This window comes from Mesorhizobium sp. B2-4-19 (assembly GCF_006441315.1).
Lineage (GTDB): Bacteria > Pseudomonadota > Alphaproteobacteria > Rhizobiales > Rhizobiaceae > Mesorhizobium.
On sequence record NZ_VFUV01000029.1, the window covers coordinates 1 to 21,599 of the forward strand.

General features: G+C 64.3%; 20 protein-coding genes. 15 read left to right on the top strand and 5 right to left on the bottom strand.

Features of this window, described 5'->3' with window-relative positions; genetic code table 11:
* From FJ546_RS29860 to FJ546_RS29870, 3 genes are all read left to right on the top strand, one after another.
* Positions 1 to 301: fatty acid desaturase (locus FJ546_RS29860; protein WP_181168145.1), on the top strand; the 301-nt coding region annotated here is incomplete at its 5' end.
* A 27-nt stretch (positions 302 to 328) separates the two neighbouring features.
* Positions 329 to 640, top strand: coding sequence for a MocE family 2Fe-2S type ferredoxin (locus tag FJ546_RS29865; protein ID WP_095787828.1), 312 nt, complete (start codon positions 329 to 331; stop codon positions 638 to 640).
* A gap of 40 nt (positions 641 to 680) precedes the next feature.
* The gene (locus tag FJ546_RS29870; protein WP_140892775.1) at positions 681 to 1,484 is read left to right on the top strand and encodes a 3-methyl-2-oxobutanoate hydroxymethyltransferase; all 804 of its coding nucleotides are present in this window, start codon (positions 681 to 683) and stop codon (positions 1,482 to 1,484) included.
* Here the strand turns inward: FJ546_RS29870 and hutH are convergent, their stop codons facing one another.
* Together hutH and FJ546_RS29880 are read right to left on the bottom strand one after the other, a co-directional pair.
* Complete coding sequence (hutH, locus tag FJ546_RS29875) at positions 1,485 to 2,993, bottom strand: histidine ammonia-lyase (RefSeq protein ID WP_140892777.1); 1,509 nt, start codon at positions 2,991 to 2,993, stop codon at positions 1,485 to 1,487.
* Positions 2,990 to 3,991, bottom strand: coding sequence for an ornithine cyclodeaminase family protein (locus FJ546_RS29880; protein ID WP_140892778.1), 1,002 nt, complete (start codon positions 3,989 to 3,991; stop codon positions 2,990 to 2,992). The genes hutH and FJ546_RS29880 overlap by 4 nt, the downstream gene beginning before the upstream one ends.
* Before the next feature lie 119 nt (positions 3,992 to 4,110).
* Here FJ546_RS29880 and FJ546_RS29885 point away from each other — a divergent pair, with 119 nt between their 5' ends.
* The 12 genes from FJ546_RS29885 to FJ546_RS29940 all read left to right on the top strand — a co-directional run bounded on the left by FJ546_RS29885 (position 4,111) and on the right by FJ546_RS29940 (position 18,533).
* On the top strand, positions 4,111 to 5,544 hold the full coding sequence (locus FJ546_RS29885; protein WP_140892780.1) for a DHA2 family efflux MFS transporter permease subunit: 1,434 nt from the start codon (positions 4,111 to 4,113) through the stop codon (positions 5,542 to 5,544).
* A 271-nt stretch (positions 5,545 to 5,815) separates the two neighbouring features.
* On the top strand, positions 5,816 to 6,802 hold the full coding sequence (locus tag FJ546_RS29890) for an ABC transporter permease (RefSeq protein ID WP_140892781.1): 987 nt from the start codon (positions 5,816 to 5,818) through the stop codon (positions 6,800 to 6,802).
* A gap of 87 nt (positions 6,803 to 6,889) precedes the next feature.
* The gene (locus tag FJ546_RS29895) at positions 6,890 to 7,915 is read left to right on the top strand and encodes a sugar ABC transporter substrate-binding protein (RefSeq protein WP_140892783.1); all 1,026 of its coding nucleotides are present in this window, start codon (positions 6,890 to 6,892) and stop codon (positions 7,913 to 7,915) included.
* A 75-nt stretch (positions 7,916 to 7,990) separates the two neighbouring features.
* Positions 7,991 to 10,114 (top strand): SMP-30/gluconolactonase/LRE family protein, encoded by a 2,124-nt coding sequence (locus tag FJ546_RS29900; RefSeq protein ID WP_140892785.1) that lies wholly within the window; start codon positions 7,991 to 7,993, stop codon positions 10,112 to 10,114.
* Positions 10,111 to 11,166 (top strand): hypothetical protein, encoded by a 1,056-nt coding sequence (locus FJ546_RS29905; protein ID WP_140892787.1) that lies wholly within the window; start codon positions 10,111 to 10,113, stop codon positions 11,164 to 11,166. Before FJ546_RS29900 ends, FJ546_RS29905 begins: the two co-directional genes overlap by 4 nt.
* On the top strand, positions 11,166 to 12,662 hold the full coding sequence (locus FJ546_RS29910; protein ID WP_140892789.1) for a sugar ABC transporter ATP-binding protein: 1,497 nt from the start codon (positions 11,166 to 11,168) through the stop codon (positions 12,660 to 12,662). Before FJ546_RS29905 ends, FJ546_RS29910 begins: the two co-directional genes overlap by 1 nt.
* A 193-nt stretch (positions 12,663 to 12,855) precedes the next feature.
* Positions 12,856 to 13,263 carry a carboxymuconolactone decarboxylase family protein gene (locus FJ546_RS29915; protein ID WP_095773837.1) on the top strand — a complete coding sequence of 136 codons (408 nt, stop codon included), beginning with the start codon at positions 12,856 to 12,858 and terminating at the stop codon, positions 13,261 to 13,263.
* A 240-nt stretch (positions 13,264 to 13,503) separates the two neighbouring features.
* On the top strand, positions 13,504 to 14,352 hold the full coding sequence (locus tag FJ546_RS29920) for a metallophosphoesterase (RefSeq protein WP_140892790.1): 849 nt from the start codon (positions 13,504 to 13,506) through the stop codon (positions 14,350 to 14,352).
* Positions 14,349 to 15,500 carry an ABC transporter ATP-binding protein gene (locus FJ546_RS29925; RefSeq protein ID WP_140892792.1) on the top strand — a complete coding sequence of 384 codons (1,152 nt, stop codon included), beginning with the start codon at positions 14,349 to 14,351 and terminating at the stop codon, positions 15,498 to 15,500. The genes FJ546_RS29920 and FJ546_RS29925 overlap by 4 nt, the downstream gene beginning before the upstream one ends.
* On the top strand, positions 15,493 to 16,416 hold the full coding sequence (locus tag FJ546_RS29930; RefSeq protein ID WP_140892794.1) for a sugar ABC transporter permease: 924 nt from the start codon (positions 15,493 to 15,495) through the stop codon (positions 16,414 to 16,416). Before FJ546_RS29925 ends, FJ546_RS29930 begins: the two co-directional genes overlap by 8 nt.
* On the top strand, positions 16,413 to 17,243 hold the full coding sequence (locus FJ546_RS29935) for a carbohydrate ABC transporter permease (RefSeq protein WP_140892795.1): 831 nt from the start codon (positions 16,413 to 16,415) through the stop codon (positions 17,241 to 17,243). Before FJ546_RS29930 ends, FJ546_RS29935 begins: the two co-directional genes overlap by 4 nt.
* Before the next feature lie 24 nt (positions 17,244 to 17,267).
* Entirely contained in the window at positions 17,268 to 18,533 is a 1,266-nt protein-coding gene (locus FJ546_RS29940; protein ID WP_140892797.1) for an ABC transporter substrate-binding protein, read from the top strand.
* A gap of 172 nt (positions 18,534 to 18,705) precedes the next feature.
* Here the strand turns inward: FJ546_RS29940 and FJ546_RS29945 are convergent, their stop codons facing one another.
* From FJ546_RS29945 to FJ546_RS29955, 3 genes are read right to left on the bottom strand one after another with little or no spacing between them, the layout of a single operon-like run.
* Entirely contained in the window at positions 18,706 to 19,593 is an 888-nt protein-coding gene (locus FJ546_RS29945) for an amidohydrolase (protein WP_181168146.1), read from the bottom strand.
* Positions 19,593 to 20,711, bottom strand: coding sequence for a VWA domain-containing protein (locus tag FJ546_RS29950; protein ID WP_181168148.1), 1,119 nt, complete (start codon positions 20,709 to 20,711; stop codon positions 19,593 to 19,595). Before FJ546_RS29950 ends, FJ546_RS29945 begins: the two co-directional genes overlap by 1 nt.
* Positions 20,712 to 20,716: 5 nt before the next feature.
* The gene (locus tag FJ546_RS29955; protein ID WP_140892802.1) at positions 20,717 to 21,598 is read right to left on the bottom strand and encodes a MoxR family ATPase; all 882 of its coding nucleotides are present in this window, start codon (positions 21,596 to 21,598) and stop codon (positions 20,717 to 20,719) included.
* Position 21,599: the final 1 nt, after the last annotated feature.

A 21,599-nucleotide genomic window follows, 5' to 3' on the forward strand; every position in this document is an offset into this window, starting at 1 on the left:
CACCCGCACCGTCTACATGAACCCGGTCAGCCGCTTCATCTACTGGAACATGAACTACCATGTCGAACATCACATGTTCCCGATGGTGCCGTATCACGCACTGCCCAGGCTGCATGAGCTGATCAAACACGATCTGCCCGAACCGAACCCGTCGATGTGGCACGCCTATCGCGAGGTCTGGCCGGTGCTGCTCAGGCAGCTGAAATACGAGGATTTTTATCTCAAGCGCGAACTGCCGCCGACGGCCAGGCCCTATCGCGGCGAGTTCCACGAGGTCGATATGTCGGCTGCGGCCGAATAGCGATCGCGAATTTTGCAGGGGAACGAGATGGCCGATTGGGTTGAAGCGTGCGCGGTGGATGATGTCGAGGAAGAGGATGTCATCCGCTTCGACCATGGCGGCCGCACCTTCGCGGTGTACCGCTCGCCCGATGACGAGTTCTTCGCCACCGACGGCTACTGCACGCATGAGAAGGCGCATCTGGCCGACGGGTTGGTGATGGACGACATCATCGAATGCCCCAAGCACAATGGCCGGTTCAACTACAAGACAGGTGCCGCCAAGGGCGCGCCGGTCTGCGTCAATCTTGTGACCTATCCGGTGAAGATCGAGGCCGGTAAGGTGATGATCCAGATTTGACGCGCGGCAACCGATCCAGCATCTCAAAGGGGACGTATTAATGAGCCGAAAGAGACCGACCGTCGCCGATCTGCGGGCGATGAAGGGCAAGCGCCAGCTGACCATGCTGCGCGTGCTCACCCTAGACGAGGCGGAGGCCGCCGAGCGGGCAGGGGTCGACATCGTCTCGGTGCCACCCGAACTGGTGCTCAACCCGCAATATCGCGATGCCGCGCCCAGCCTGTTCACCATGCCGGGCGAGAATTTCTTCGAGATCGGCACGGCGGATGATTTCGTGCGCTGGGCCTTCCGGCTCTACAAGGCAAGCGCCGACGCGGTCTATTGCAGCGCCGGCTACGCCACCATCAAGCGCATGGCGGACGATGCCATTCCCGTCATCGGCCATGTCGGCCTCATTCCGTCGCGCGCCACATGGACCGGCGGCTTCAAGGCGGTCGGCAAAACCGCCGACACAGCCATCCAGGTTTTCGAAGCGGTGAAGCAGCTGGAGGCCGCCGGTGCTGTCGGCGCCGAGATCGAGGTGGTGCCGGTCGAGGTGGCCAAGGCGATTTCCGAGCGCACCTCGCTGATCATGCTGTCGATGGGGGCGGGCACCGGGTGCGACGCGCAATATCTGTTCGCCGACGACATTCTCGGCCAGAACCGGGGCCACATGCCGCGTCACTCCAAGGTCTATCGCAATTTCGCCACCGAGTATGACCGGCTGCAGGCGGAGCGGGTGGCGGCGTTCTCCGAATATGTCGCCGACGTCAACAGCGGCGCCTATCCCGAGGACAGGCACGTCATGCGCATGGACCCGGCCGAGCTCAGCCTGTTCATGAAAAGGGTAGACGCAAAGAGCTGACTATTCGATTTCTTTGCCGACCGCCGCAGCGCCTTGCCATGCTCCGTCGGCGAGCATGGCGTGGAGCACCTCGGCGTCGGCCCCCAGCGGCCGGTCGTCCTTCAGCATCGATACATGCGCGCGCACCGCCGCATAGATCGCGCCAGTGCGCGGCGCGAGCGTCAACCCTTCACGCAGGTCGACGGCCTGGGCGGCAGCCATCAATTCGAAGGCGATCAGCCGCCGCCACAGCGCGATCATTCCGGCGCATTTCGAAACGGCGAGGGGCGACTGGGTCGCGTGGTCCTCGACGCCTTCCGAAACCGGCAGGAAGTCGAGCATCACCGGATTGGCCTTGTGGCGGATGGCAGCCAGGATCGATGTCGCCGTCTTCTGCAGCGGCACGAAACCGGCCGAGGCGCCGCCGATGGGCGACAGATATTTGGTCAAGCCGTTGCGGCCCGAACCGGTGAGCTGGATGAAGCGGGCAACGCTGCCAGCGGCGCATTGCGCGATGGCCAGGCCGAGCGTCTCGAAGGCAAGCGAGAGCGAGGCCGTGTGGAAATTGCCGGTCGACATCACCAGTTCGTCGTCGCCGATCACCAGCGGGTTGTCGGCGGCGGCGTTGAGTTCGATCTCGACAGCACTCTTTGCGTGGCCGATCGCCTCGATCAGCGCGCCGTGGATCGACGGCATGCAGCGGATCGACAACGGGTCCTGAATCGTCGTGGGCGCCGGCATCTCGTCGCGGGCGAGAAGGTCGTGCAAGGCCTTCGCCGCCTCCTGCTGCCCGGCAGCCGGCCGCGCCATCTGCAGGCGCGGATCGAGAATGGTGCGGTTGGCGCCAAAACCTTCCATGGTCAGCGCGCCGGCCTGCTGCTGCTGGGCGAGCGCCGACAGCGCATCCGTGATCGCGAGGGCACCGCTGCCGGCGGAGACCGCCGAGGCGTTGATCAGCGACAGTCCGTCCTTGGGAGGCAGGCTGATCGGCGCGAGGCGGGCCATCATCAGCGCCTTGGCCGCCGGCATGCGCCGGCCCTGATAGTCGGCTTCGCCTTCGCCGATCAGCAGGCGGGCAAGCGCGGTCATAAGCAAAAGGTCGCCGGCGCCGATCGAGCCGAGCGACGGCATCACCGGATGGACGCCGGCATTGAGCGCGTCGACCAGAGCGACGAAGACCATGGGCGACAGGCCGGAGCCGCCGACCGCCAGCATCGAGGCGCGGGCGACCATGGTGGCCCGCACGGCCTCGACCGGCAGAGTTTCGCCGACCGCGCCGCTGCGGCCCTGCAGCAACTGGCGCTGGAAGGCGCTGGCGTCGCCTTCGACGGAGGTGCCAAGATTGGCGCCAAGCCCGGTGTTCAGGCCGTAGATCTGCTGGCCTGAGGCGGCGGCCTGGTCGAGCACTTTTCGCGCCTTGTCCAGCCTGCCGATGATTTCGGGTCCGATCTCTACCTTGCGCGCCTGGCGGGCGACGGTGGCGACATCACCGACACTGACGCCGGCTCCGGTGAGGACCAGCGCGCTCATGCGAAACGCAGCCTCTGGCCGATGCCTTTTTCTCCTGCCTTGGCGAGCATCGCCTTGCCCAGTGCAATGTCGGAGAGCGACAGGCCGCGATGCCAGAACAGGATGGTCTCGTCGTCGCTCTGCCTGCCCGGCTTGAGGCCGGCGGCGATCTGGCCGAGCTCGGCATGCAGCGTTTTCTCGCTGAGCCGTCCGGTCTCGACATGGGCGCGCAGCGAGCCGAACTTGCCGCCCTTGCACTGGCCCCAATCGTCGACGACCATCTTCTTCATGATGTCGGTCAGCGACAGTTCCACCGCGCTCATCGTGCCATAGGGCACGACCAGCGCGCCGGGCTTGATCCATTCGGTCTTGAGCAGCGGTTGTGGCTCCGGCAGCCGTGAGGCCTCGACGACGATGTCGGCGCCCTCGACGCAGCTTTTCCAGTCGGCTACGGCCGTGACCGTCTTGCCGAGATCGGCGGAGAGCTTGGCGGCAAAGCCGTCACGGCTTTCCGAGCGGCGCGAATGGACGCGGATTTCATCGAAGTCGAAGAGATGATCGAGCAGCCGCACGTTCCAGTAGGCGGTGCCGCGCGCGCCGATATGGGCCAGCACCTTCGAACTCTTGCGCGCCAGATGCTTGGCGCCGATCGCGGTGACCGCACCGGTGCGCATGTCGGTGATGATGGTGGCGTCGAGAATGGCGCGCGGCGTGCCGGTGCGTGGATCGAACAGATTGAGGATGCCGAATTCCGAGGGCAGGCCATGCAGATAGTTGTCGACATAGTCGCCGACGATCTTCACGCCCGCCGTGTCGAGCGGCGCCACATAGCCGCGCAAGACATTGAAATGGCCGTGGAAGGATGGGTCCGGTTCGAGATGGACGCGCGGCTCGATCACCGCCTGGCCCTTGCCCTGGGCGACGAGGCCAGCCTCGACCGCGGCAATGATTTCGCCGTCGGTCATGGCAAGCGCTTCAATGTCGAGGGCATTGAGATAGTCGATATAGATGGGCTTCATTTTGCGCGCGCACTTTCCTCGATCACCCGCGCATCCCATAGCAGGCCGCGACGCGACACGAAAGTTTGTTGCGCTGTGTCTGGACGCCGCCGGCTAAATGCTGTTCAAACCGCACCGAAATGACTGCCATTCCCGAGACCGAGGCCTTGCCGGAAACGGCCACCAATGCGCGCCGCGTGGCGCTGATCGTTGCCATCGCCTTCTTCATGCAACTGCTGGACTCGACGATCATCTCGACCTCGCTGCCGCAGATGGGCCAGTCTTTCGGCGTGCCGGCGGTGGCGATGAGCATCGGCATCACCGTCTACATGCTGACCATGGCGGTGTTCGTGCCGCTGTCGGGCTGGCTCGCCGACCGTTTCGGCGCGCGCAACATTTTCCTCTTGGCCATCGCGCTGTTCACGCTGGCCTCGCTCGCCTGCGGTTTCTCGCAAAATCTGACCGAATTCGTTGCCGCACGTGCCGTGCAGGGGCTGGGCAGCGCGCTGATGACGCCGGTGGGCCGCATTCTCGTCCTGCGCAATGCGTCGAAATCCGAGCTGCTCAACGCCACCGCGCTGATCACCTGGCCGGCGCTGTTCGCGCCGGTGGTCGGTCCGGTGCTTGGCGGCTTCATCACCACCTATCTGTCCTGGCACTGGAATTTCTTCATCAATATCCCGCTTGGGCTGATCGGGTTGGCACTGGTCGCCCGCTTCATCCCAGGCGACCGCGAGGCGGACCCGAAGCCGCTCGACTGGCCGGGATTTTTCCTGACGTCGCTCGGGCTCGCCTGCCTGCTCTACGGTCTCGAGCGCATCGCGCATCCCGAGGATGGCGTGCTGCCGACCACGGCGCTGATCGCGGTGGGGGTCGTCATCGGCTGGCTGGCGGTGCGGCATCTGCGGCGCGCTCCGCATCCGCTGCTCGACCTCTCCTCGTTCAAGGTGTTGACCTTCGCCATCTCGACGCTTGCCGCCGGCACCATCTTCCGGGTGGCGATCAACGCCACGCCGTTCCTGCTGCCGCTTTTGTTCCAGCTCGGCTTCGGCCTCTCGCCTGTCGATGCCGGCCTGATGATCCTGGCCTATTTCCTCGGCAATCTCGGCATGAAGACGGTAACGACGCCAACGCTGCGGCGTTTCGGTTTCCGCCTGGTGATGGTGGTCAACGGCATCATCGCCTCGGCCTCGATCATGGCTTGCGGGGTGATCTCGCCGCAGACGCCGCAGGCACTGGTGGTGGCGCTGATGCTGATCGCCGGCCTGTCGCGCTCGATGCAGTTCACCGCGCTCAACACGCTGGCCTTCGCCGATATCGACGCCGCGCAGCGCAGCTCGGCGGCGACGTTGTCCTCGATGCTGCAGCAGGTGGCGATGCTGTTCGGCGTGGCCGTGGCGGCGGCGATCCTCAACCTGTCGCAGATCGCCAGGGCGCAACCGTCGCTCGACCTCGTCGATTTTCGAATCGCCTTTTTCGTGATCGGCGCCATCGGGCTGGTGGCGGCGCTGCGTTTTCTGGTGCTGCCGCCAGCTGCGGGCGCCGAGGTTTCCGGCCACGCGCCGGGGAATTGAAAATCGGATTTTCTCGCCTGATGCGGAGATAAATTCCGCCTCATCCTTTCGCCTTGACGCTGCACTCTCGCGAATGGCTGCGATGGCGCAATCGATTGCCAAAAATGCAGGAGTTTCCGGGCATTGCGCCAGTTTTGGCAATCGATGCGTCCACTCGGCGAATATCGGCATAAGGCCGCGTTCTGAACGCGGATTCATTTGACGAAGTGGCGCAGAGCCGATTAGCTTTTGCTTTCGGGATGGCAGCGCTGCCATCGGGGCAAATGCAGACATGAATGCGATCGGCTGGCTAAATCTCAGGAGCCTGAATCAGGAAGGCATTGTCTTTGCCATCGCCGTGGTGCTGTTCGTTGCAGCTGCCATCGGCCTGCCGGGCTTCATCGACCCCAACAACCTCGTCGCCATCGTCAGGTCGGTGTCGGTGCTGGGCATATTGGCGCTCGGCATGGCGGTCGTCATCATCGGGCGCGGCATCGACCTGTCGGCAGTGGCGATCATGGCGATGTCGGTCGCCTGGTATCTGCAACTGCTCAACACCGGAACCTCGGACGGGCTGGCCTTCGCCTACGTGCTGGCCGGCGTGCTCGCCATCGGCCTGCTCAACGGCTTTCTCGTCGCCTATGCCGACGTGCCGGCGATCTTCGTGACGCTGGCGACCGGCTCCTTCGTCTTCGGCTATGTGCGCTCGCAACTGATCACGCAGGACGCCGTGCCGGTGCCGCAGGGCCATTGGGTCGAGCTGCTGGGCGGCCTGCGCTTTCTCGATATCCCGATCGAGGTGTTCGTCTTCGCCGGGCTGGCTTTCCTGTTCTTCCTGTTCCTGCGCTACACCAAATGGGGCCGCTACATCTATTTCGCCGGCGACAATCCGGTCGCCGCCCGCAACATCGGCATTCCGGTGCGGCCGATGCTGGTGCTGCGCTACGTGCTCTCGGCTTTCGTCGCGCTGATCGCCGGCCTGCTGACCGCGGCCAGCCTGCATTCGATCAACACCCGCATCGTCAATTCGACGCTGCTCTACGACATCGTGCTGGTGGCGGTGATCGGCGGCATCGGCCTGTCTGGCGGCAGGGGCGGGGTACGCAATGTGCTGGTAGGGGCGGCGCTGATCGGCATCCTGCTCAACGCCATGACCATCATCGACATTCCGCTGCTCTACCAGAACCTCATCAAAGCGGCGATCCTGCTCGGGGCCATCATCGTCGACGGCATCATCAATCCGCGCGACGAACAGACCGCACAACAGGGCGACATTTAGAGCAGATGGGCTAGCCCATCTTGCTCGGGGTACCCGGCGCGATCGCGACGATCGGCCGGCAATGAAAACCGAACCAGAGGACGTGACATGAGACTGATCAAGACACTTATGGCCGCCGCAACGGCGCTCGCCGTTGCCGCCTTCGTGGCGCCGACCTTTGCCGCCGACGATCCAGGTCCGGCGGCCTACGCACAGGCGCTCAAGGGCAAGCGCGTCATGCTGGTGCCGCTGGCGATGGGCTTCGATCTGGCGCAAGGCTGGGCGCACTATCTGAAGAAGGAGGTCGAGGTCTGGGGCGGCACGTTCGAGACGCGCGATCCGAACTGGGTGGTCGACGCCGGCGCGCAGGCGATCACCGATGCCATCTCGTCGGACACCCGGCCCGACGTGTTGATCATTCACGCACCAGACCTCAACTCCTATTCCAAGCTGATGAAGAAGGCGCAGGCCGCCGGCACCTATGTGCTTCTGGTCGACAACCCCGCCAACTTCCCGGCCGACGCCTTCGTCGGCAGCGATTGGGACCGCCTGGGCCAACTCGAGGCCGAAGCGGCGATCAAGGGCTGCGGCGAAAACTCGTCGAAGAAAATCGGCCTGGTGCAGGGCGACCAGGCGAACTCTTCCAGCCTCTATCAGTATGCCGGCATCATGAAGGTGCTGGACAAGCATCCCGACTTCAAGGTCGTGGCCAAGCCCGACTCCAACTGGGACGCGACGACCTCGCGCAATGTGACGACGACGATGCTGCAGCAGAACCCGGACATCTGCGCCATCATCGATTTCTGGGATGGTGACGCCACCGGCGCATCGGCCGCGATCCGCGACGCCAAGCTCGACGGCAAGGTGTTCCTGGTCACCACCGGCGGCGGTGAAAAAGCCGCCGATTGCGACAAGCTTCAGGACGGCACCTATGGCGCCGTGGTGATGACCGAGCTTGCCCGCCAGTCGGGCGACATGAACGCCATCATCAAGTTCCTGCTGCAGAGCGGCCAGCCGGCCGGCACCTCGCACACCTACATCTACACGCTGGAGAAGGCGACGACCAAGGCCGACCTCAAGCCCGACAGCTGCTGGGATTTGAAGGCGCTGCAGGCCGAAGCGGCGGCGAAGTAAGCGACGCGGTCGAATAGACTCCACGAGGTGGCCGGATCAGTTCGGCCACCTCTTTCTCTTGATCAACGGCGGCCAATGTCCTTTCGCGAACGCCTGCAGTCCTGGCGCTACAATCTCGTGCCCGACCATCTGGTCGGCGAGATCCTGACCAAACGCTGGACCGACAACGCCATTCCGTTCCTGGCGCTGGTGGTGACATTGGCGAGTTTCGGCTCGATCATTCCCGGCTTCTTCAAGCTGAACGCGCTGCAGGAATCGACCCGCCAGCTCGGCGAGTTCTCCATGGTCGTCACCGGCATGACGGTGGTGATGCTGGGCGGCGGCATCGATCTGTCGGTCGGCTCAATCTTCGCGCTGTCCTGTTTCTCCGCCGTCTATGTCTTCTTCATTGTCGAACAGTCGATCTGGCTGGCGATGGCCGCCTCGCTCGCCACCGGCCTGATCTTCGGCGCCATCAACGGCTACCTCGTCGGCTACCTCAGGCTGCGCGCCTTTCTCACCACGCTGGTCACCTTCATCTTCGGGCGGGCGCTGTTCGACATCCTCGTCACCAGCTATGCCGCCGACGTGCAGCTCTCGACCGCCGCCTCGGACGTGCTCGACTTCATCGGCGACAGCACTTTCTGGGGCCTGTCGGTCTCGGTATGGCTCGCCATCATCCTTGCCATCGTCACTCATATCGCGCTGACGCGCTCGCGGCCGGGCTGGCATGTGCTGGCGGTCGGCGGCTCCAGGCGCTCGGCGCACAATGCCGGCATCCGCGTGCGCCGCACCGTGTTCATGACCTATGTCTTTTCCGGTTTCTGCGCTTCGATCGGCGGTTTTCTCATCGCCTGCCGCTTGAGCGGGGCAGGGCCGGGCACCGGGCTCAACCTCGAGATCATGGCGCTGACGGCGGCGGTGGTCGGCGGCGTCAGCCTGGGCGGCGGGCGCGGCTCGGTGATCAAGGGGTTGATGGGCGCCATCATCGTCCTGACCATGACCAACGGGCTGATCCGGCTGGGCTACGGCACCGGCACTAACCAGATGGTGCTCGGCATCATGCTGGCGGTGGCGGTGACCATCGACATCCGCTGGCTGAAGAACCGCCATAAGGTGCTGAACGAAGTCTATGTCGCGCCGGTCTACCTCAAGATGGGCTTGACACAATCGGCGGTACCGGGCTCCGGCACGCCTTACGAACTCGACAACCGGCTGTCGGCGGCCGACCATATTGGGCTTGGCGAACTGGAAGGGCCGGAGGACGTCATCCTCGACCGCGACGACCATCTCTATTGCGGCACCCGTCATGGCGAGATCGTCCGTTTCTTCGCGCCGGACTATGTCAGGTCGGAAGTGTTCGCCCATATTGGCGGCTTCCCGCTGGGCCTGGCCTTCGACAAGACAGGCAATCTGATCAGCTGCGTCGGCGCCATGGGGCTCTATTCCGTCTCGCCGCAGCGGGAAGTAAAACGGCTGTCGGCCGAGACCGCGCGCTCCTGGACCTCGATCGTCGACGATGCGCGGCTGCGCGATCCCAACGATTGCGACATCGCGCCCGACGGGCGCATTTATTTCACCGACTCGACCAAGCGCTACGACGCCCATGATTGGGCGCTGGACTCGATCGAGAACCGCGCCACCGGGCGGCTGCTGGTCCACGACCCCAGGGACGGGTCGACGAAGACCCTGCTCGACGGCTTCCGCTACACCAACGGCGTGTGCATGGCGCATGACGGCAAATCGCTGTTCTTCGCCGAAAGCTGGGCCTGCCGCGTGCATCGCTACTGGCTGGAAGGGCCGAAGGCCGGCACCGCCGAATGCGTCATCCGCGACATGCCGGGCTATCCCGACAACATCAACCGCGCTTCCGACGGCAATTACTGGATGGCGTGGCTCGGCATGCGCACGCCGAGCTTCGACCTGTCGCTGCGCCATCCCGACATGCGCAAGCGCATGACGCGCCGTCTGCCGCAGGACGAGTGGCTGTTTCCCAATATCAACACCGGCGGCGTCGTGAAATTCAACGAGAAGGGCGGCATCGTCGAGGCACTGGGCGATCTCTCCGGCGCCGCGCATCCGATGGTCACCTCAATGCGCGAACACAAGGGCTTTCTCTTTGTCGGCGGCATCCTCAACAACCGCGTCGGCCGCTACAAAATATCGGGCGCCGACCCGAACTGGACCAGCCCGGCTTCCTATTGGGGAGCAAAACCATGATCCTCGATCCGATCCTGGATATGTTTCGCGGCAAGGCGGTCACCATCCCACCGCTGGATGGCGCTTTCCGGCCCAACACGCGGCTCGATCATGCATCGTCGTTTGCCGAGCTGAGCGAGCCTGACAATCTACTGGTCTCCGGCGATCGGCTGCTCGCCTCCAGCGGCAACGCGGTCTACTCGCTTGCCGCCGGAGCCGAGCCCAAGGTGATCGAGACCTTTCCGTCGCCCATCGCGGCGCTGGCCGGGTCGCCATCGGGCGAAGTCACGGTGGCGCTCGAAAGCGGCAAGCTGCTGGTATCAGGCAAGGAGCTTTCGCTGCCGGCTGATCTCAGCTGCATCACAGCACTTGCCTATGCCGAAGACGGCACGCTGTGGCTGGCCAACGGTTCGGCCGAACATGCGCCGTCGCAATGGGCGGCCGACCTGATGAAGAAGGGTGCGTCCGGTTCGCTTTGGAAACGCGACGCGACAGGCGGCGAGTTCCGCAAGGTGGCCGCCGATCTCGCCTTTCCCTATGGGCTCCATCCAATTGGCAGTGACGTGCTAGTCAGCGAAAGCTGGCGCCATCAGCTCATCCGCTTCGACGGCGCTACGGGCAGCCGGTCAACCGTGCTGACGCATCTGCCCGGCTATCCCGCGCGGCTTGCGCCGGCCGGCGACGGTGGCGCCTGGCTGGCGCTGTTTGCGCCGCGCAACCGGCTGATCGAATTCGTTCTGCAGGAAACGCACTATCGCCAGGACATGATCGGCCAGGTGCCGCCGGCCTACTGGATCGCACCGGCGCTGGCCTCCAATCGCAGCTTCCTCGAACCGCTGCAGTGCGGCGGCATCCGCACCATGGGCATCCACAAGCCATGGTCGCCGAGCCGCTCCTACGGGCTGGTGGTCAAGCTCGACGCAGAAATGCAGCCGCAATTCAGCCTGCACAGCCGCGCCAACGGCACACGCCACGGCATCTGCAGCGTGACGGAAAAGGCCGGCCGGCTGTTCATCGCCTCCAAGGGCGGCGACTGCGTTCTGGCTGTCGACCTCGCTTCGGGAGGTTTTTGATGGAACCGATCGTCCATCTGGAGAACGTCACCAAGAACTATCGCGGCGTGCCCGCGGTCAGGAATGTCAGCTTCGACTTGCGCAAGGGCGAGATCCACGCGCTGCTCGGCGAGAACGGCGCCGGCAAATCGACGCTGACCAAGATCATCGCAGGGGTGGTCGACGCCACCTCCGGCAAGATGTTCCACAAGGGCAGCGAGATCGCCTACGCCTCGCCGCACGCGGCTCTCGAGGCCGGCATCGCCATGGTGTTCCAGGAAACCAGCCTGGTGCCGTCGATGACGGTGGCGCAAAACCTCTATCTCGGCACTGAGAAATTCCTCAACCGGCTGCGCGGCACGTATATTTCAGCACAGCAATTCCTGCAGTCGCTGAATTTCCCCGTCGATCCCAACGCCATGGTGGCGACGCTGGGCGCGGCCAAGCGGCAGATGGTCGAGATCGCGCGCGCTGTCCACCACAATGCCGAGATCATCATCTTCGACGAGCCGACGGCGACGCTGACGCCGGAGGAAAAACGCCACTTCTTCGCGCTGATCCGTCGGCTCAAGGCGAGCGGCGTCTCCATCGTCTTCATCAGCCACGCGCTGGAAGAGGCGCTGGCCATTGCCGATCGCATCACCGTTTTGCGCGACGGCGAACTGGTCATCACCGACGACACGTCGGCCTTCGACCGCGACAAGATCGTCGCCGCCATGGTCGGGCGCACATTGTCGGGGCAGATCTACCGTCAGCGCGACGAGGCCAGACTGCGCAAGGCCGGCAAGAAGGTGCTGTCGGTGCAGGACATTTCGATGAGCAATGTCGTGCGCAACAATTCCTTCTCGATCTTCGAAGGCCAGATCACCGGTGTGTTCGGGCTGATCGGTTCCGGCCGCACCGAGACCTTCAAGATCGTGTCGGGCATCTACAAGCGCGATTTTCTGCGCGGCGGCGCGATCGAGCTCGACGATCGGCCTGTGCGCTATCTCGTGCCGAGCGAGGCGGTAGCCGATGGCATCGTCTACGTCACCGAGGACCGCAAGAGCGAAGGCATCTTCGAGACAATGGGCATTGCCGAAAACCTGTTCGGCGGGCTGCTCGCCGCGGGCCGCGAAAAGGCCTGGGTGATCAACCAGCAGGAGATGCGGCAGCTGTCGGCCGAGTGGACGAAGACGCTGAACATCAAGGCTATCAACGACAATGCCAGGGTGGTCGAACTGTCCGGCGGCAACCAGCAGAAGGTGGTGATCGGCAAGGGGCTGGTGCAGCAGCCGCGCATCGTCATCTTCGACGAGCCGACGCGCGGCGTCGATGTCGGCGCCATCGCCGAGATCCATCAGATCATCAACCGGCTGGCTGATGAGGGATTGGCCGTCGTCGTCATCTCGTCCTACCTGCCGGAGATCATGAACCTGTCGGACCGGATTCTGGTGTGCCGACAGGGCCGCATCGTCGAAGAGTTTTCGCCGGCGGAGGCGACGGAGGAGAAGATCATGTATGCGGCGGTGCATTAGATTCAGGTGAGGCCGGCCTGCAAATGGCGGCTTCCTGCTCACGTACTTCAGTACGCTCCGCTCCGGTTCTCGAAAGCCACCATTTTCGACTCGGCCTGACCTGAATCTCGACGCCGGCGCCGGGAAAGTGAATCGAGCCAATCGATTGGGCGTGTCTGCTCAGAATCTGATTCAAAAACGAAGGGACCCCTCCATGGCCACCACAAGACTGCTCAGCGATGCCGAGGTCGAAAAAATCCCGGCGGTCAAGGCCGTGTTCGACGATATCAGGGCGACGCGCAAGTCGGATTTCGTCAACAATTTCTGGCGCGGGCTGGCCAATGATCCGGCGTCGCTGAAGCGGGTGTGGGAACAGCTGAAGGCGGTGATGGTGGCGGACAGCGCCATCGATCCGCTGACCAAGGAAATGATCTACATCGCGGTGTCGACCGCCAATGGCTGCTCCTACTGCGTCCACTCGCATACGGCGGCGGCCCGGGCCAAGGGCATGACCGACGCGCAGCATGGCGAACTGATCTCGATCATCGGACTGGCGGGCCAGACCAACCATCTGGTGACGGCGATGCAGATCCCTGTCGATCCGCAATTCGAAGTGAAGTGAGCTTTTCGCGCGCCGTCACAAGATTGTGAGGGCGGCCAATGTGTCGCGCACCGGCGGTAAGTAGCTGAAATCTTTTCGGTTTCCGCGTTACGGCGCGTGCCTCCGGCGCTCTTCGACGACCGTTGCCTGCAATTGCGCGGTTTATCCCGGCCGCTGTTAAGGAAGTGACATGGAACGGCACTAAGGAAGCCCCATGCGATGCCGCTTGCCTGGGGGCGCGGCTCGTGTGGTGGAGCCGGCATGAAAATCGTTCAGATCACAGACACCCATTTCAGTCCGACCAAGCCGCATTTCAACGGCAATTGGGCGCCGCTCGCCGCCTGGATCGAGCAGAGCGGCGCCGACCTTGTCATCCACACCGGCGACCTCAGCGTCGACGGTGCCGACAAGGATGACGACATCGCCTTCTGCATGGATCTGATGCGGGAAATCTCCACCCCGATGCTGCTGGTGCCCGGCAATCACGATGTCGGCCATCTGCCGGGCTCGCTGCAGCCGGTCAATGCCGGACGCCTCGAGCGCTGGCGCCGGTTGGTTGGGCCCGACTACTGGATGGAGGACACCGGGAGCTGGCGCCTCATCGGCCTCGACAGCCTGCTGATGGGTTTTGACGATGCGGAGGACGAGGGGCAGTTCGACTGGCTGCGCATCGCGCTGGAAAGTCGCGGCGGCCGGAGCGTCGCGCTCTTCGCCCACAAGCCGCTGTTCGTCGATGCGCCCGGCGAGGGCGACACCGGCTACTGGAGCGTCAGGCCGGCGCAGCGCCAGCGCCTCTACGATCTGATCGCCGCGCATGATGTCGCGCTGTTCGCAAGCGGCCACCTGCACCGGGCATGGCAAAGCCACTACGAGAACACCTCGCTGGTATGGGGGCCGTCGGCCGCCTTCGTGGTCGGTGACATGGAGCGCGACATGCCGGGGGAGCGGCTGCTTGGCGCCGTCATCCATCAACTCGGACATCAATTCGGCGACACCGTCGCCAGCGAGATCGTCGCCATACCCGGCTTGACGGCTTACGTCCTCGATGACGTGGTGGCCGAGGTCTATCCGCACGAGGCGCACAAGGTTCGAAAGCGGGTGGCGTCATGAGCGCGCTGTCGCTTCGCGGCCTGAAAAAATCCTTTGGCGGCAACGCCATTCTGAATGGCGTTAGCCTCGATGTCGAAGCCGGCGAATTCATCGCGCTCGTCGGCCCTTCCGGATGCGGCAAGAGCACCTTACTGCGGATTCTGGCGGGGCTCGACCATGCCGACAGCGGCGAAATCTTCGTCGGCGGCAAGGACATGTCGCCGGTCGCCGCGGCCGACCGCAACATCGCCATGGTGTTCCAGTCCTACGCGCTCTACCCTCATCTGACGGCTGGGCAGAACATCGCCGTGCCGCTCGCCATGAAGCGGCTGAGCCGGTCGCAGCGCCTGCCGTTGGTCGGCCCCCTGCTGCCCGGCCAAAAGGATATTCGCACCGGCATCGCGCGCGATGTCCGCGAGATGGCGGGTTTGCTCAAGATCGACCATCTGCTCGACCGCAAGCCGGGGCAGATGTCGGGCGGCCAGCGCCAGCGCGTGGCGCTGGCGCGTGCCATGGTGCGCCATCCCAGCATCTTCCTGATGGACGAGCCGCTCTCCAACCTCGATGCCAATCTGCGCGTCCATGCCCGCGGCGAGATCGTCGAACTGCACCGCCGCGCCGGCGTGCCGACGCTCTATGTGACGCACGACCAGGCCGAGGCGCTCTCGATGGCCGACCGGGTGGCGGTGATGATCGGCGGCAATCTGCTGCAGCTCGCCGCGCCGGACATGATCTACAACGATCCCGCCCATATCGAGGTCGCGCGTTTCGTCGGCCAGCCGCGGATCAACATCATCCCGGCGCGGGCGGAAAACGGCCGTGTCGGCTTCGAAGGCATCCGGCTGGCTTTGCTGGAGAAGGTGGCGAATGGCCCGGTCAGCCTCGGCATCCGGCCGGAATTCGTCAAACTGTCTCCCAGCGGCCGGAGCGGCCTTGCCGGGATGATCGAACGGCTCGAGTTCCTCGGCTCGGAAGTCATTGCCCATTGCCGGCTCGAGGCCTCCGGCGACGCCGTCGTCGCCAAGCTGGCACCGCATGAGGCGAAGGACCTGATCGCAGGAATGAAGGTGGGCCTCGTCCTGGCCCCTGAGCAGGCGATGGTCTTCGGGCCGGAAGGAAAGCGGCTGCGCGTCGCGGCGGGTGCGCGGCAGGAGCCGGCCTATGTCTAGCGTCGCGCTGGCGGGCAATGTCGCGAGGGCCGCGGCACTGCGTGCGCGCAGCGAGGACAGGACCGCCTGGCTGCTGGCGGCGCCGGCCATCGTGCTGTTGCTGCTGTTCGTGCTGTTGCCGGTGGCGGCCGTCATCTTTCTCGGCTTCACCGATTTCGAGCTCGGCTATGGCAAGTTTCGCTTCGTCGGCTTCGAGAATTACGCGCATCTCCTGAACGACCGCACCTTCCGCCGGTCGCTGTGGAACACCTCGGTCTATACGGCCATCGTCGCGCCGGTGTCGATCGTGCTTGGCCTCGGGGTTGCCCTGCTGATCGAAGGCGAGGTGCGGGCGCGCGGTTTCTTCCGCACCGTCTATTTCCTGCCGGTCGCCTCGCTGATTGTCGCCATGGCGACCGTCTGGCAATACATCTTCCACCCGACGATCGGGCCGCTCAACGCGCTGCTTTCGCTTGCCGGCATTCCCGGCCCGAACTGGCTCGGCGCGTCGAACACCGTGCTCTACAGCCTGTCGATCATCGGCATCTGGCAGTCGGTCGGCTTCAACATGGTGCTGTTCCTGGCAGGCCTGACGGCGATCCCGCGCGAGCTCTATGCCGCCGCCCATGTCGACGGCGCGAAATCGGCGCTCGACCGGTTTTTCCTCGTCACCTGGCCGATGCTCGGGCCGACGACACTGTTCGTCGTCACCATCAGCATCACCAATGCGGTGAAGGTCTTCGAAACGGTGAAGATGCTTACCGACGGCGGCCCCAACAAGGCCTCCGAAGTGCTGCTTTTCACCATATACCAGGAGGGCTTCGTCTATCTGCGCGTCGGCTACGCCTCGGCGATGACGGTCGTCTTCCTGGCGATCCTGGTCGTGCTGATGCTTCTGCAATACCGCGTGCTCGACCGGCGGGTGCATTACACATGAGCAGCATCCCGGCCGGCCGCATCATCCGCTTCGCGCTGCTTTCGCTCGGCGCGCTGATGATCCTTGCGCCTTACATCTTCATGATCTCGACCGCGGGCAAGACGCAGAGCGACATCTTCACCTCATCGCTGGCGCTCATCCCGCAGCATTTCTACTTCGCCGAGAACTTCGCCAAGGCGTTTGCCAAGGTGCCGATGGCGACGCTGCTGTGGAACGGCGTCATCGTCTGCGGCCTGATCTTCTTCTTCCAGGTCGTGGTGGCGATCCCTTGCGCCTATGCGATGGCCAAGCTGAAGTTCCGCGCCGCGCGGCTGATGATGGTGCTGGTCATGCTCGGCCTGCTGGTGCCGATCCACGCGACGGCGCTGCCGCTCTACGTCGCCTTCGACAGGATGTCGCTCTTGAACAGCTACACCTCGCTGGTCGCGCCCTTCACCATATCGGTGTTCGCGATCTTCATGTTCCTGCAGTTCTTCCGCGCCATGCCCGACGACCTGCTGCACGCGGCACGGCTCGACGGCATGTCCGAACTCGGTATCGTGGCGCGCGTCATCGTGCCCAATGCATGGCCGGCGGTCACCGCCTTCGCGATCTTTTCCGTCGTTGCGCACTGGAATGATCTCTATTGGCCGCTGATCGTCGTCAGCAAGCAGGCCTACGCCACGCCGCCGCTCGGCCTGATGTATTTCCGCGCCGCCGAGGCCGGCGACGACTACGGCGCGCTGATGGCCGCCACGCTGATCATAACCCTTCCTCTCGCCGCCGCTTTCCTGCTCGCGCAGAAACGCTTCGTCGAGGGCATCACCATGACCGGTCTCAAAGGCTGACCGGACCAACAAGGAGCACGAACGATGAAGCATATTTCCAGGATCTTCGCCGCCGCAGCGGTGTCGCTGGCGGCGGCCCTTCCCGCCTATGCCGAGACGACGCTGACGGTTCACTACCCGATGCCCGGCTTCTTCAAGAACGTGATGGACACGATCTCGAAGAAGTTCATGGAGGAAAATCCCGACATCAAGATCCAGTTCGCCAGCCCGTCGGCAACCTATGAAGAGGGCATCCAGACCATCCTTCGCCAAGCCGGCACCGACGAGATGCCCGACATCACCTTCATTGGTCTCAACCGCCTGCGCATGCTCAATGAGCGCGAGGTTGCCGTCGACCTGGGCCCGCTGGTCAAGAAGGAAGGCAACATGGCGGAGCTCGGCTTCTCCGACACGATCCTGAAGCTGGCGCAGGTCAACGGCAAGCAGGTCGGCCTCGCCTTCGCCACCTCCAATCCGATCATGTATTACAACGCCGACCTGGTGAAGGCGGCGGGCGGCGATCCGGACAATCCGCCCAAGACCTGGGACGAGGTCATCGCGCTCGGCGGCAAGATCAAGGCTCTCGGCAATGGCATCGACGGCATCGACTTCCGCTGGCAGGGCGACGACTGGATGTTCTCGGCGCTGCTGTTCGGCGCCGGCGGCAAGATGCTGAACGAGGACGAAAGCAAGGTCGCCTTCAACGGGCAGGAAGGCGAGAAGGCGGTGGAGACCCTCGAGCGGATGGCGAAGGAAGGCGGCATGCCGGTCTTCACCAAGCCGGCGGGCGAACAGGCGTTCGCGGCCGGCAAGGTCGGCTTCGAATTCCAGACCACCGGTGCGCTGGTCAACACCATCAAGAATGTCGGCGACAAGTTCACGCTGCGCACGGCCAAGATCCCGCTGATCGATCCGGTGAACGGCCATCTGCCGACCGGCGGCAATGCCGTGGTCATCCTGACCAAGGACCCGGCCAAGCAGGAGGCCGCCTGGAAGTTCGCGAAATTCGCCGCCGGCCCCTATGGCGCCTCCGTCGTGGTGCCGGGTACCGGCTATGTCCCCAACAACGAGCTGGCGGCGAAGTCTCCCGAGTATCTCGGCGATTTCTACAAGAAGAACCCGCTGTTCCAGGCCGGGCTCAGCCAGATGCCGCGGATGATTCCGTGGTATGCCTTCCCGGGCACCAATGGGGTCAAGGTGACGCAGACGATCGTCGACAATCTGTCGCGCATCGTCGACCAGTCGGCCTCGCCCAAGGAAGCGATCAATGACGCGGCCAGCGACGTCGAAGGCATGTTGCCGACGCAGTAAGGGTTCTGTGGCGGCGTCTTCCTTCCCCCTTGTGGGGGAAGGTGGATCGGCGCGCAGCGCCGGGACGGATGAGGGATATTCCAGCGGAGTGAGGCGTTGGTGTTCCCTCGAGCACCTCATCCGACCTCGCTTCGCGAGGCCACCTCCCGCAAGGGGAGAAGGGAAGAGAGCGCTATACCGGCCGATAAACCTTTTCGGCCGTGTTCCAGAAAATGTCGGCCTCGGCTTCCTCACCATGTTTCGCCACGGCATCGCGGTGCGCCTTGATCAACTCGGCATGGCTGGTCCAGAGCTTCTCGATCGGGAAATTCGAGCCGAACATCAGATGATCCGCGCCCAGAATATCGATGGCGTTGTCGACGATATAGGCAATCAGCGCCGGGTCGTTGCGGTGGACGAAGGTGCCGAGACCGGACAGTTTGGCATAGAGATTGGACGCTGCCGACAGCGTGCGAAGTCCGGCCTTCCAGGCCTCGGTGGTTTCCTGATCCACGCCGGTCAGCATGCCGGCATGGGTGAGGATGAAGTTGGTCTCGGGGTTCTCGCCGACCAGCGTCAGCCCGTCCTTCATCTGGGCGGGGAAGAGCTGCAGGTCGAAGGACAGGCCGTAATCCTTTAGTCTCGCGACATTGGCCCGCACCTTGGGGTCGACGACCTGATCGGCCGAGGCGGCGAAGCGGAAGGCAGAGGTCTCGTGCCAGTGCAGTTGCATGCGCACGCCGCGCAGCAGCCTGTATTTCATCAGCCGGTCGATCTGAGGCCTGACATCGTCGACCGTCATGTCGGCATAGCCGACGATGGCATGCGGCCAGCCGGTCTCGTCAGCGGTCGTCTGCAGGAAGGCGACTTCCTTCTCGAAATCCTCCTTGGCCCAGTTGGTCTGGACATACACGGCTTTCTCGACGCCTGACCCTTTCTGGTCCTCGAGGAATTCGCCGATCGGATAGTCGCGGCGGATCGGCTCGTAGGGGCCGAAGATGCGCGGCACCATCGGCCCGACCAGCCAGGGCTGATCCTTCTGGCGCCAGATGTGGAAATGCGCGTCGATGGCTTTCTGCATCACGATACCCTTTTCCAGATTGTCGATGCCGTGGGGGCAGGGCGGGCGAGCGACAGGATGAAATCGGTGAGGCTGGTCAGCGACGAGCCGTCGATGAGATCGTCGAGATCAGGCAGGATGGCACGGAGCGCTGCCGTTGCCGGCCGGAAGCGCGCGTCGCCGGCCAAAGGCGTGGCCAGCGACAGCCGGAAGGCACGGGCGCTCAGCCGCCGCATCGCGGTCTCCAGTTCGGCATGATCGCCGCGCTCCAGCGCGTCGGACAGGATGATGACTGCTGCTCCACGCGCGAAGGACGAGAAGCGCGGCACGGAGAGAAAGGCAAGCAGCGCCGGTCCCATGCGGGTGCCGCCGTCCCAGTCGTCGACCTGGGCTGCCGCGCGAGCCAGTGCCTGATCGCGGTCACGGATGCGCAGGGCCGACGTGATGCGCGTAAGCCGCGTGCCGAAGGTGAAGATCTCGGCGCGGCCGGCGCCTTGCACGGCGGCGTGCGCCAGCTTGAGATAGTCCGCCGTGTGCAGCTTCATCGAGCCGGAGACGTCGATCAAGAGCAGCAGCTTGCGCGGCACGGTCTGGCGGCGGCGCAGCAACGGCGAGGGCACGTCGCCATCGGCGCTGACGATTTCCCTGAGTGAGCGGCGCAGATCGAGCTTGCCGCGCGAAGGGGTGCGCACGGTGCGGAAGGAGCGGCGGGCGGGCAACGCGGAGGACAGTTTTCGGCGAAAGGCGGTCAGCCTGTCGTCGTCGCGCTGGAAGTCGCGTGTGCTCAACTGTTCAAGGGCCGAGGATAGCTCGCCACCTTCCTGGCTTTGGTCGGCTTCGATCCGCTCGTCGTCGGCCCTGCCATCATCCTTGATGCGGGTTTCCTCGTCCGCTTCGCCTTCGACCACGACTGAAGTGTTGCCGTAGAAATGGCTCTGGAAGTGGACCTCGAATTCGTCGCGGCGATCGGGTGGCGGCGCCAGTGTGGCAAGGGCGGCCTCGCGGATGTCAGACATCGAGCGTGGGCCAAGTAATGTCACCGCTTGCATGAAGCCGGAGATTTGTTCGGGTGCGACGGCGAAACCATGGCGGCGTAGCAGGCGGCTGAAGCCGAGGAAGTGCGCGGCCGGGCTAGGCAGCGCCCTCACGCCAGCGCCTCCTCGACGATGCGGCCGAGCTCGGGCGCGATGTAGGAGAGGTCCTCCTCGTCCTTGATCAGCACACCGATGGCGCGGCGGAAGGCTTCGGGCCACGGGCTGCCGCCTTTTTCGAGGATGGTTGCGGCATTCGCCCATTCGACCGCTTCGGCGATACCGGGCGGTTTGGCCAGCGGCCGGGCACGGATGGTCTGGACGGCTGCCGCCACGGCGCGCGCGGTGGCCTCGGCGACATCGCCGGCGCGCAGCATGATGATGGCGGCCTCACGCCCGGCGTCGGGATAGCCGATCCAGTGGTAGACGCAGCGCCGGCGCAGCGCTTCGGCGAGTTCGCGGGTGCGGTTCGAGGTCAGGATGACGATCGGCTGGGCGGCGGCGCGGATGGTGCCGCGCTCGGGAATGCTGATTTGGAAGTCGGAGAGGAATTCCAGCAGCAGCGCCTCGAATTCATGGTCGGAACGGTCGATCTCATCGACCAGCAGCACGCGCTGTTCCGGTGCCCGCAAGACCTGCAGGAGCGGGCGGGCGATCAGGAAACGGTCGTCATAGATGTCGATCTCATGCTCGCCGGCATGACGGATGGCGAGCAGCTGGCGCTGGTAGTTCCATTCGTAGAGCGCGTGCGCGGCGTCGATACCCTCATAGCATTGCAGCCGCACCAAATCGCGGCCGAGCAGCTCGGCGATCGCCTTGGCCGCTTCGGTCTTGCCGACGCCCGGCGCGCCTTCGAGCAGCAGGGGCTTGCCCAGCCGGATCGCCAGGAAGACGGCGGTGGAAAGGCTGTCGTCGGCCAGGTAGCGCGAGGCGGCAAGGTGCTGCGCCACCGCCTCCGGCGAGGTCGCGACAGTCTCGGCGTTGAGCTCGGGCATG

Coding starts and splice junctions, on each gene's coding strand:
- FJ546_RS29865 (WP_095787828.1), top strand. CDS start 329: ATGGCCGATTGGGTTGAAGCGTGCGCGGTGGATGATGTCGAGGAAGAG.
- FJ546_RS29870 (WP_140892775.1), top strand. CDS start 681: ATGAGCCGAAAGAGACCGACCGTCGCCGATCTGCGGGCGATGAAGGGC.
- hutH (WP_140892777.1), bottom strand. CDS start 2,993: ATGAGCGCGCTGGTCCTCACCGGAGCCGGCGTCAGTGTCGGTGATGTC.
- FJ546_RS29880 (WP_140892778.1), bottom strand. CDS start 3,991: ATGAAGCCCATCTATATCGACTATCTCAATGCCCTCGACATTGAAGCG.
- FJ546_RS29885 (WP_140892780.1), top strand. CDS start 4,111: ATGACTGCCATTCCCGAGACCGAGGCCTTGCCGGAAACGGCCACCAAT.
- FJ546_RS29890 (WP_140892781.1), top strand. CDS start 5,816: ATGAATGCGATCGGCTGGCTAAATCTCAGGAGCCTGAATCAGGAAGGC.
- FJ546_RS29895 (WP_140892783.1), top strand. CDS start 6,890: ATGAGACTGATCAAGACACTTATGGCCGCCGCAACGGCGCTCGCCGTT.
- FJ546_RS29900 (WP_140892785.1), top strand. CDS start 7,991: ATGTCCTTTCGCGAACGCCTGCAGTCCTGGCGCTACAATCTCGTGCCC.
- FJ546_RS29905 (WP_140892787.1), top strand. CDS start 10,111: ATGATCCTCGATCCGATCCTGGATATGTTTCGCGGCAAGGCGGTCACC.
- FJ546_RS29910 (WP_140892789.1), top strand. CDS start 11,166: ATGGAACCGATCGTCCATCTGGAGAACGTCACCAAGAACTATCGCGGC.
- FJ546_RS29915 (WP_095773837.1), top strand. CDS start 12,856: ATGGCCACCACAAGACTGCTCAGCGATGCCGAGGTCGAAAAAATCCCG.
- FJ546_RS29920 (WP_140892790.1), top strand. CDS start 13,504: ATGAAAATCGTTCAGATCACAGACACCCATTTCAGTCCGACCAAGCCG.
- FJ546_RS29925 (WP_140892792.1), top strand. CDS start 14,349: ATGAGCGCGCTGTCGCTTCGCGGCCTGAAAAAATCCTTTGGCGGCAAC.
- FJ546_RS29930 (WP_140892794.1), top strand. CDS start 15,493: ATGTCTAGCGTCGCGCTGGCGGGCAATGTCGCGAGGGCCGCGGCACTG.
- FJ546_RS29935 (WP_140892795.1), top strand. CDS start 16,413: ATGAGCAGCATCCCGGCCGGCCGCATCATCCGCTTCGCGCTGCTTTCG.
- FJ546_RS29940 (WP_140892797.1), top strand. CDS start 17,268: ATGAAGCATATTTCCAGGATCTTCGCCGCCGCAGCGGTGTCGCTGGCG.
- FJ546_RS29945 (WP_181168146.1), bottom strand. CDS start 19,593: ATGCAGAAAGCCATCGACGCGCATTTCCACATCTGGCGCCAGAAGGAT.
- FJ546_RS29955 (WP_140892802.1), bottom strand. CDS start 21,598: ATGCCCGAGCTCAACGCCGAGACTGTCGCGACCTCGCCGGAGGCGGTG.